This is a genomic window from Pyxidicoccus sp. M15 (genome assembly GCF_056858435.1).
Genome location: NZ_CM166495.1, coordinates 6,807,386 through 6,819,031 on the forward strand (window position 1 = coordinate 6,807,386; position 11,646 = coordinate 6,819,031).

General features: G+C 73.7%; 1 protein-coding gene (running past one end of the window). It reads right to left on the minus strand.

Annotated features, from left to right (window positions below):
* Positions 1-11,613, minus strand: partial view of a non-ribosomal peptide synthase/polyketide synthase gene (locus ACX9TP_RS25160; protein ID WP_482973153.1) — the 5' portion only. 5,583 nt of this gene lie to the left of the window's left edge; 11,613 of the gene's 17,196 nt are visible here — the first part of the coding sequence; it begins with the start codon at positions 11,611-11,613; its stop codon lies beyond the left edge, outside the window.
* Positions 11,614-11,646 lie beyond the last annotated feature (33 nt).

Consider the following 11,646-nt stretch of genomic DNA (forward strand, 5'->3'; position numbering starts at 1 on the left):
GGACCGGCCCGCGAGCGTCGTCCCGAAGACGACGTCCGAGCCACCGCCATATCGCGACAGCAACAACGCCCACGCGCCGTGCGCCAGCGTGCTCGGCGTCAGCCCATGGCGCCGCGCGAAGTCCTGGAGCGCGACGGTGTCCGCCTCGTCCAGGGCCACCTCGCACTCACCCGAGCCACGGGCGTCCGTGGTGCCGCCCTCCGCGGGCAGCGGCGTCGGCGCGTCGAGGCCCGCGAGCTGGTCACGCCAGAAGGCCTCGTCCTGCTCGGGGCTCCGGCGCTTCAGCCACTCGACGTAGGCCCGGAAGTCCACGACGGCGCGGGGCTGCCACGTTCCTCCGCGCGCGAGCACGGCGTACGCGTCCAGCACCTCGCTCAGCACGCGGGCGAGGCTCCAGCCGTCCAGCACCAGGTGGTGGAAGCTCCAGACGAAGCGCCAGGCACCCGCCTCCAGCCGGATGAGCGCCAGCCGCATCAGTGGCGCGCGTGCCAGGTCGAAGCCCTTCGCGCGGTCCTCGCGCAGGAAGGCCCGCAGCGAGGTCTGCCGCGCTTCGGGAGGAACACCGCGCCAGTCCAGCTCCTGCCAGGGCAGTGTCACGTGCGCGCGCACCACCTGGAGCGGCGCTTCCAATCCTTCCCAGAGGAACGACGCGCGGAGCGCGGCGTGGCGCTCCACCACGGCGGCCCAGGCGTTGCGGAGCGCGGCCACGTCGAGCGGCCCGGCGAGCGTCCAGCTCAGCTGCTCGAAGTACGCCTCCGTCCCGGGCTCCAGCAGCACCTGGAACAGGAGCCCGTGCTGGAGCGAGGACAGCGGGTGGCGCTCCTCGCCCGTCGCCACGGACTCGGCAAGCGTCGCCAGTGCGCCCGCGCAGTCTCGCGCGAGGGACTCGATGGTCTCCCGGGCATGCAGCGCCTCGCTGTAGTGCCACGTCAGCTCCAGCCGTCCGCCGACTCCGCGCGCCACCACCTCCAGCACGTGACTCCGGAGCCCTCGCGTCCCCTGAGAGGGCCCGGTGGGCTCGGAGGCCAGCGTGAACAGCGACGACTCCCGTGCCCCCGCGTCGAGCTGGCCCAGGTAGTTGAACAGGACCTCGGAGGACGAAGCCCGCGCGAGCTCGCCGTCGCGGCGCAGGTAGCGCAGCAGGCCATGGGCGAGACCCCGCCCCGCGAGCCGCTCACGCGCGGAGCGGACCGACGCCAGCACCGCCATGGGCTCCACTGCGTCCGGCAACTCCAGCCGTACCGGGTAGAGCGCGGTGAACCAGCCCACCGTGCGCGAGAGGTCCACGTCCTCGAACAACTCCTCACGCCCGTGCGACTCCACGTCGATGCGCAGCCGGTGCTGTCCCGTCCAGTGGGCCAGCGCCTTCGCGACGCCCGCGAGGAGCACGTCTTCCACGCCACCCCGTGCACCGCGAAGCAGCGCGCGGGTCACCTCGGGCTCCAGCGCTACCGTGACGGTGCGCTCCGTGCCCTGGGTGTTCACTCCACCCGGCACGTCCCTGGGGAGCGCGGCCACCTCCGCGGCCTCTTCCCGCCAGAACGGCAGCGCTTCCGCCACCTCTGAAGAGGCGGCATGCAGCTCCAGCCGCCGCGCCCAGGACTGGAAGGACGTCGTCTTCGCCGGGAGCACCACGGCCTCGCCGCGGCCGGTCTGTCGCAGCGCGGTCTCCAGGTCCTCCAGCAGCACGCGCCAGGAGACGCCATCCACCGCCAGGTGGTGGATGACCAGCAGCAGCCGGCCCGTCTTCCCTGCCCCCCGGTCGAACAGCACGGCACGCAGGAGGAGCCCTTCGCCCAGGTCCAGTCCGGACTGGGTCTCCGTGGAGACGCGCTCCAGCTCGCGGGCGTGCTCGACCTCGGGAAGCGCGGACAGGTCCACCCGGCGCAGCGGCACGTCGCGACCGGGCTCCGCGCACGACTGCTCCCACCCCGCGGCGCCGCGCGTCAGCCGCAGCCGGAGCGCGTCGTGGTGGTCCACCACGGCCCGCAGCGCGCGTGCGAGCGCCTCCGTGCCCACGGGCTCCCGCGACTCCAGCAGCAGGGCCTGGTTGAAGTGGTGTGTCTCGGGCAGCTCCCGCTCAAGGAACCAACGCTGGATGGGTGTAAACGGCACGGGCCCCACCACCGGCCCCTGCTCCTCGGCGCGCCGACCACGCACCACCACCTGGGCCAGCCCGGCCACCGTCGGGTGCTGGAAGAGCTGACGCGCCGTGAGGTGCAGGCCCGCCTGCCGTGCCCGGGCGACGACCTGCAGCGCGAGGATGGAGTCGCCGCCCAGCTCGAAGAAGCGGTCATTCGCGCCGACGCGCTCCACCCCCAGCACCCCCGCCCAGATGCGCGCGAGCTGATGCTCCAGCTCCCCGCGCGGCTCCACGAAGTCACCCTCCCCGCGAGCCGTGCCCCGCTCCGGAGCGGGAAGCGCTCGCCGGTCCAGCTTGCCGCTGGGCGACAGCGGGAGCGCTTCGAGTGCGACGAAGGCCGACGGCACCATGTGCTCGGGCAGCCGCACGGCGAGGAACGTCCGCAGGTCGGAGCCTGCCGCCGTGCCCACGACGTAGGCCACGAGCCGCCGGTCTCCCGGCACGTCCTCGCGCACCGTCACGGCCGCCGCGCGGACATCCGGGTGCTGCGACAACGCGGCTTCAATCTCTCCCAGCTCGATGCGGAAGCCGCGCACCTTCACCTGGTCGTCCAGGCGTCCCAGGTACTCGAGGGCCCCGTCCACCAGGAAGCGCGCCTTGTCGCCGGTGCGGTACAGCCGTCCACCCGGCACGGGGGAGAACGGATCCGGAATGAACCGCTCCGCCGTCAGCCCGGGCCGCCGCCAGTAGCCACGCGCCAGGGGCTCGCCGCCGATGTACAGCTCGCCGGCCACATCTGGCGGCACCGGCCGCAGGAGCGCATCCAGCACGTACATCCGCGCGTTGGCGATGGGCCGGCCGATGGGAACGAGCGGACGCCGGTCCTCGCGGACACAGGCCCACGCCGTCACGTCCACCGCGGCCTCCGTGGGGCCGTAGAGGTTGTGCAGCTCCGCGCCCAGTCGCGAGAAGAACCGGTCCCGGAGGTCCGGCGGCAGCGCTTCGCCGCTGCAGAAGACGCGGCGCACGGTGGCGCAAGACTCCGCCAGCCCGGGCTCCTCCAGGAAGGGCCGGAGCATGGACGGCACGAAGTGCAGCGTGGTGATGCGCTCGCGCGAGATGACGTCGGTCAGGTACGCCGGCTCGCGGTGGCCACCGGGCTTCGCCAGCACCAGCCTCGCGCCAGTGAGGAGCGGCCAGAAGAACTCCCAGACGGAGACGTCGAAGCTGAACGGGGTCTTCTGGAGGACACGGTCGCCCGCGTCGAGGCCGTAGGCCTCCTGCATCCAGAGCAGCCGGTTGCAGATGGCGGCGTGCGAGTTCATCGCCCCCTTCGGCCGCCCCGTGGAGCCCGACGTGTAGATGACGTACGCGAGCCCGGAGCCGTCCACGGTGACGGGGGGCCGGTCCTCGCGCTCGCGCGCCACCGCCTCCCACTCCGAGTCCAGACACACCACCGCCGCGTCCCCACGCGGGAGCCCCGCAGCGAGCCGGGCCTGCGTGAGCAGCACCGGCGCCGCCGCGTCCTCGAGCATGAACTCCAGCCGCTCACGCGGATACTCGGGGTCGAGCGGCACGTAGGCCGCGCCGGCCTTGAGGATGCCGAGCAGCCCCACGACCAGCTCCAGGGAGCGCTCCGCGCACAGCGCCACCAGGCGGTCCGGTCCCACGCCCCGGGCGCGCAGGTGCCACGCGAGCTGATTCGCCCGGCGGTCCAGCTCGCGATACGTGAGCGCGGAGCCCTCGAAGCCCACCGCCACCGCGTCCGGCGTGCGGTCCACCTGGGCCTCGATGAGGCGGTGGAGGACGTCACCGTCCGCACGGGGCCGCGCGGTGTCGTTCCACGCCACGAGCACCCGCTGCCGCTCCTCCGGCGTCATCAGCGGCAGGTCGCTCACGCGCTGCCCTGGCTCGCGCACCGCGCCCTCGAGCAGCGTCCGGAAGTGCCCGAGCAGCCGCGAAGCGGTGTCCGGCTCGAACAGGTCGGTGCTCAGCTCCAGCGTCGCCGCGAAGCCCTCGGGCGTGTCCGTGAGCATGAGCCGCAGGTCGAACTTGGCCGTGAGGCTCACCTGCTCCTGGACACACAGCCGCAGGCCCGGCAGGGCGAGCTCCGGCAGCGGGTCCTCCTGCAGCACCAGCATCGCCTGGAAGAGCGGGCTGCGGCCCAGGTCACGCTCGGGCGCGAGCGCCTTCACCAGCTCCTCGAAGGGCGCGTCCTGGTTCGAGAAGGCCCCCAGCACCGTCTCCCGCGCGCGCGCCACCAGCTCGCGGAACGTCGGCGCTCCGGCGAGCGACACCCGGAGCACCAGCGTGTTGACGAAGCAGCCGATGAGCCCCTCGACCTCGGTGCGGTCGCGTCCCGCGACGGGCGTGCCGACGCACAGGTCATCCTGACCGCCATGGCGCGACAGCAGCGCGGAGAAGCCCGCGAGCATCACCATGAACGGGGTGGCGCCCTCATGCTGCGCCAGCGCCTTCAACTCCTGGGACAGCTCGGCGCCCAGCAGCATGCGCCGACTCGTGCCCCGGCTGCTCCGCACGGCGGGACGCGGATGGTCCGTGGGCAGCTCCAGGGCCTGGGGCGCACCGTCCAGTCGCGCCCGCCAGTACGCGAGCTGCGACTCCAGGGTTTCCCCGCGCAGCCACTCGCGCTGCCACGAAGCGAAGTCCACGTACTGCACGGCGGGCTCGGGCAGCGGCGACTCGCGGCCCGCGGAGAAGGCGCGGTAGAGCGCCGCCACCTCGCGCACCAGCACGCCGAGCGACCACCCGTCCGACACGAGGTGGTGCAGCACGAGCACCAGCACGTGCTCGCGCGCGTCCAGGTGGAACACCATCGAGCGCAGCGGCGGCCCCGACGCCAGGTCGAACGAGCGCAGGGACTCCTCGCCCACGCGCCGCTCGACTTCGGCCGGCCGGGAAGCGCCGGGAAGCGCCGTCAGGTCCACCCGCGCCAGCGAGAGCCGGACGTCGGAGGAGACACGCTGGACGGCCGTGCCGTCCTCGTCGCGGAAGGTGGCGCGGAGGATGGCGTGGCGCCGGATGACCTCGCGCAGGCAGCGCTCCAGCACCGCCACGTCGAGCGCCCCCTCCACGCGGACCACCACCGCATCATTATATGCGGCGCCACCCGGCTCGAGCTGCTCCAGGAACCACAGCCGCTGCTGCGCGAAGGACAGCGGCAGCGCGCCCTCGCGGGAGCGGGGGACCAGCGGAGGCACCCGGGACGCCACGCGAGGGAGCACCTCGAGCCGCGCGGCGAGCGCCGCCGGGGTGGCCGCCTCGAACAGCTCGCGCAGGGGCAGGTCCACGCCGAAGGACTCGCGGAGCCGCGACGCGGCCCGGGTGGCGAGCAGCGAGTGCCCGCCTAGCGCGAAGAAGTCGTCCTCCGCCCCGACGCGAGGCACGCCCAGCAGCGACGACCACAGCTCCGCCACGCGCCGCTCGGTCTCCGTCCGGGGCTCGACGTACTCGCGGGCCGTGGCCCGCACGCCCTCGGGCGCCGGGAGCGCCTTGCGGTCCACCTTGCCATTCGGCGTCAGCGGGAGCGCGTCGAGCGACACGACATTCGACGGCACCAGGTGCTCGGGAAGCGCCCGCCGCGCGAAGGTCCGCAGCGAGTCCTCGGACAGCGTCGCCTCGGGCCGGGGCACGACGTACGCCACCAGCCGCGCGCTCCCGGGCACGTCCTCCCGCGCCACCACCACCGCCTGCCGCACGCCGGGGTGCCGCGCGAGGACGGCTTCAATCTCTCCCGGCTCCACGCGGAAGCCACGGACCTTGAGCTGGTGGTCCACGCGCCCCAGGAACTCCACCGTGCCATCCGCCCGCCAGCGCGCGCGGTCTCCCGTGCGGTACATGCGCGCCCCGGCGTGGCCGCCATACGGGTCCGGCAGGAAGCGCTCGGCGGTCAGCTCCGGCCGGGCGTGGTAGCCGCGCGCCACCCCCGTGCCGCCGATGAACAGCTCCCCGGGGACGCCCACGGGCGTCGGCCGCAGCTCCGCGTCCAGGACGTAGAGCGCGTTGTTCGCGATGGGCTTCCCGATGGGGACCGGCCCCTGCTCCAGCCCCACCTGGTGCGTGGACGACCAGATGGTGGTCTCCGTGGGGCCATACATGTTGAGCAGCGCCCCGCCCACGGTGTCCCGCAGCCGCGCCGCCAGCTCTACTGGAAGCGCCTCGCCGCCCACGAGCATCCGCTCCAGGCCCGCGAGCGCCCCTGTCGCGTCGGGCTCCAGCAGCAGCGCCTGCGCGAGCGAGGGCGTCACCTGCAGGTGCGTGACGCCGTGCCGCCGGAGCTGCGCGGGCACCGCTCCGCCGTCGCGGCCCTGGAGCATGAAGTCGCGCTCGCAGCGCTGCCGGACGGCGTCCAGCGCGGGCAGGTGGGCCAGCACCGTGTCCGTGTCCACGCCGAAGTCGATGAGGCACGCCACCTCGTCCACGCCGAGCGCGTCGATGCGGGCAATCTGCTCGCGGCACGAGCGCGGGGTGCCGAAGAGGCCGCCGCTCTCGAAGAAGCGTGAGAAGGCCCGCTCCACCAGCGCGTCCAGGTCTTCCGGCCGGACGGACTTCGGGTCCAGGTCCACGCCGAGCGTGCGCCCCAGCCCCCGCATCAGGTCCGCGGAGCTGGCGAGGTAGCGGCGCAGCGGCCCCTCCACCGTCTCGCGCACGCGCTCCACGTCATGCCCCACGAAGGTGTGGAGCATCAGCGTCACGTGGCCATCGCCCGGGTGGCCCGCCTCGTGCCATGCCTCGCGGTAGAGGGTGATGCGCTCGCGCAGCTCCTCCCAGCGCTGACCGAGCAGGTGCGTGAGCACGCCCGCGCCCATGCGTCCCGCGTCGCGGAAGGTGTCCGGGTTGCCGGCGGCGGTCAGCCAGATGGGCAGCTCGCGCTGCACGGGGCTGGGACGGATGTGGACCTCGACGGGCGCACCGGTGCCGTTGGGCAGCTGCACCACGTCGCCGCGCCAGAGCCGGCGCACGAGGTCCAGGTCGCGCCGGGCCTCCTCCCGGCGCTCCGCGTACCGCTCGGGCGCGAGCACGAAGTCATCCGCGTGCCAGCCCGCGGCCACGGAGATGCCCACGCGTCCGTTCGACAGGTTGTCGACGAAGGACCACTCCTCCGCCACGCGCACCGGGTGGTGCAGCGGCAGGACGACGCTGCCCGCGCGGATGTCCACGCGCTGGGTGACGGCGGCGACCGCCGCGCTCGTCAGGGCCGGGCTGGGGTAGAGCCCGCCGAAGGTGTGCAGGTGCCGCTCGGGAGTCCACACGGCCTCGAAGCCATGGCTGTCCGCGAAGCGTGCGCCCTCCATCAGCAGCCGGTACCGCTCCGCGCCCGGAGTCGCGTCGTCCGCGGCGAAGTAGAAGAGGCTGAAGCCCAGGGGCTTGGAGCGCGCGGTCGTCACCCGGCGCGGAGCAGCGGCCAGGGCGCCCTGCTCTCCCTGCACTGCGACCTTGAAGCCTCGCGACAGCGTCCACAGCAGCTCCAGCACGGAGATGTCGAAGGACACGCTCGTCACCGCGAGCCACGTCCCCGGCGTGGCGCCCACGCGAGCGTCCATGCCGGTGAAGAAGCTGACGACGTTGCGGTGGGGAATCAGCACGCCCTTGGGACGCCCGGTGGAGCCGGACGTGTAGAGGACATAGGCGAGGTTGTCGGGCCCCACGCCGCAGGCGGGCGGCGCCTCCGCCTCGTCCGGCCCGCTGGGAGGGTCCACCAGCACCACGGCACGCCCACCGGACTGGAACGCCGAGGCGAGGTGCCGGTGCGCGAGCACCACGGGCGCCGCCGCGTCCTCCAGCATGAGCGCCAGTCGCGCCTCGGGGTACGACGGGTCCAACGGCAGGTACGCGCCGCCCGCCTTGAGGATGCCCAGCAGGCCCACCACCAGGTCCACCGAGCGGTCCGCGCAGAAGCCGACCACGCTCTCCGGCCCCACGCCCTGCTCGCGCAGCCGCCAGGCCACCGCGTTGGCCCGCCGGTCCAGCGCGCCCCAGGTGAGCTCCACGTCCCCGCAGACCACGGCCACCGTCTCCGGCGTGCGCGCGGCCCGGGCCTCGATGAGCGTGTGGATGCACGCGTCCTCGAAGTCCGTGCGCGTGTCGTTCCAGTCCACCAACACCTGGCGCCGCTCCGACTCCGGAAGGATTGGGAGCGAGGAGATGCGCTCGTCCGGATTGTCGGCGATGGCCTCCAGCAATACCTGGAGCCGCTGTGCCATCCGGTGCGCGGTGGACGCGTCGAAGAGGTCCGTGGCGTACTCGAGCCAGCCCTCCAGACCGTTCGCCCCCCTCGCAAGGGAGAGCGTCAGGTCATAGGGCGTGGCGCCGGGGTCGACCTCCACGCGGCGGGACTCCAGCCCTTGCAGCGCGAGCGCCGCGCCGGGCTCCGGCTGGAGCACGAACAGCACCTGGAACAGCGGCGCGCGCGAGCGGTCTCTCGCGGGCTGCACGGCATCCACCAGGCGCTCGAACGGAACGCCGCGATGCGCGAACGCCTCCAGCGTGGCATCGCGCGTCCGCCCCAGCAGCTCACGGAAGCGCGGCGCACCGGCCAGCGAGCCCCGGAGGACGAGCAGGTCGAGGAAGCACCCGATCAATCCCTCCAGCCCGGCCCGCTCCCTGCCATTGACGGGGGTGCCGATGCAGAGGTCGTCCTGTCCCGAGTGGCGCGACAGCAGCACCTGGAAGGCCGCCAGCAGCGTCATGAAGAGCGTGGCGCCCTCACCGCGGCCCAGTGCCTCCAGCCGGGCCGTGAGGGCCTCGGGAACGTGCAGCGTCAGCCGCGCGCCCCCGTAGGACGGCACGGGCGGGCGCGCATGGTCCGTCGGAAGCTCCAGCGCCGCCGGAGCCCCCGCCAGCCGCTGCTTCCACCACGCCATCGACGCGGCGCTCGCGGCATCCTCGTCGCGCTCGCGGCGCCAGCGCGCGAAGTCCGGGTACTGGAGCGGCAGCGGCGGCAGTGAGGCCCTGGCCTGGGAGGAGAAGGCCGCATGGAGCGCGCTCAGCTCGCGCGCCAGGATGGCGAAGGAGCCTCCATCCGAGACGATGTGGTGCAGCACCACGACGAGCAGGGACTCGTGGGTGTCGAGGCGAATCAGCGTGAGCCGGCACAGCGGCCCCCGAGCGAGGTCGAACGGCGCGCGAGCCTCCTCCCGCGCCAGCCGGAGCGCCGCCGCCTCGCGCTCCGCCGCGGGCGTTTCGCGCAGGTCCACCCGTCGGACCGAGGGCGACAGCCCGGGCCGCGTGACTTGCGAGGGCGTGCCGTCCTCCTCGCGGAACGTGGCGCGCAGGGCCGCATGCCGGTCCGCGATGGCCGCGAAGGCGCGCTCCAGCGCGTCCTCGTCCAGCGCCCCGCTGAGCCGCACCGCCGCGGGCAGGTGGTACGCCGGATTGCCGGCATGGAGCTGCTCGAAGAGCCACAACCGCTGCTGCGCGGACGTGAGCGGAGCCGGGCTCGCGTCATCGCCCCGAGCCAGGGCGGGAACGGCCGCCGCGCCGCGGGCCGCGAAGAGCGTGCGCGCGAGCTCCGCCACGGTGGGCCCCTGGAGCAGGACCTCCATGCGGAGGACGGCGCCCAGGGACTCGAGGTCGTTCGCCAGCTCGACGGCGCCCAGCGAGTCCAGGCCGAAGGATGTGATGGGCACGTCGCGCGCCAGCGACTCCGGAGGGACGCGGAGCCGGCCGGCGATGCGCGACAGCAGCCACACTTCCAGCTCCTCGACGGTGGCCGGCTGCGTGGGCGCGGCGGGAGCAACGGCGGGCACGCTCCCCTCACCCGCCTCCGACTCGCTCCACGTCATCACCGCCCGGGCCGTCCCGGCGAGCAGCTCCGCGCGGCAGGCACGGCGCTGAATCTTCCCGCTGGACGTCTTGGGCAGGGCGCCGGGCTCGATGAGGACGAGCGTGTGGAGCTGCACCTCGTGCGCCTCGGAGAGCCCCCGGCGCACGGCGGCCACCACCTCGTCCGGCGTCCACGGCTTGCGCGTGTCCACCTCGTACATCACCGCGAGCCGCTCCTCGCCCCCCACCTCGATGGAGAACGCGGCGCCGCAGCCGGGCCGGAGCGCGGAGTGGCTGCGCTCCAGCGACAGCTCCAGGTCCTGCGGGTGCAGGTTGCGCCCGCGCAGGATGATGAGGTCCTTGCGCCGGCCCACGACGAACAGCTCACCGTCGCGCAGCAGGCCCAGGTCTCCCGTGCGCAGGAAGCGCGTCCCACCCGCGTCGTCCGCGAGCGTCGCACCGAAGGCCGCCTCGCTCTCCTCGGGCCGCTCCCAGTAGCCGTGCGCGACGCTCGGACCGGAGACCCAGACCTCGCCCACCCGCTCCGGCGGGCACGGGCGGCGCGTCTCCGGGTCCACGACGAGCAACGTCTGGTCCGGCATCGTCCCGCCGCAGCCGACCAGCGGACGCGAGCCCGGCCCCTCGACGGCTTCCACGGCCTCGTTGCGCTCCAGGGCCGCAGCATCCCAGGTGCGCGTGAGCACGCCCTCACCCTTGCGCCCACCCGAGGCAATCAACGTGCCCTCGGCGAGGCCATAGCAGGGATAGAGGGCGCCGCCCTGGAACCCGACGGGGGCGAATGCCTCGGTGAAGCGCGACATCACCTCCGGGCGGATGGGCTCGGCGCCGCAGAAGGCCAGCTCCCAGCGGCGCAGATCCAACCCGTCGCGCTCCGCGGGGGGAACCTTGCGCACGCACAGGTCGAAGGCGAAGCAGGGGCCGCCGCTGATGCTGCCGCCGAAGCGCGAGAGCGCCTCCAGCCAGAAGCGCGGGCGCCGCAGGAAGGCGAGCGGCGACATGAGCGCCACGGGGAAGCCCGCGTACAGCGGCTGGAGGATGCCGCCGATGAGCCCCATGTCGTGGTACGGCGGCAGCCAGATGACGCCCACGCTGTCGTCGCGCACCTGGAACGCGTGGGAGATCAACCCCAGGTTGTGCAGCAGGTTGCCGTGGCTGAGCTGGACGCCCTTCGGGTCACCGGTGGAGCCCGACGTGTACTGGAGGAACGCCAGCGTGTCCCACGTGGGCTCCGGGCGCGTCCACCCCGACTCCGTGCCCTCGGGGAGCGCGTCCGTCGCCACCCAGCGCAGCGCGGCCAGCTCCGGCGCGCCCTCGAAGAGGCCCTCTCCCATCTCCTGGATGAAAGATGTCGTGAGCACGACACTTGCCCGCGCGTCGCGGATGATGGCGCGCAGGCGGGGCAGCGTTCGCTCCAGCCGCATGGGGTCCGGCGGGTACGCGGGCACGGCCACCAGCCCGGCGTACAGGCAGCCGAAGAAGCCCGCGACGTACTCCAGGCCCGGCGGGTAGAGGAGCACCGCCCGCTCGCCTGCTTTCGCCAGCGCCTGAAGCGCCGCGCCGATGCGACGGGCGCGCAGCTCCAGTCCCGCGTAGCTCAGGACGGCGTCATCGCCACCGTCCTCCAGGAAGGTGTAGAGCGTCCGCTCGCCGAGAGTCCCGGCGCGGGTTTCGAGCAGCTCCAAAAGAGTCGCAGCCGGGGGGGTTCGCGCGCGCGGAGGGGACATGGTCGCCAGAGGGGGGATGACCTGGATATCTTC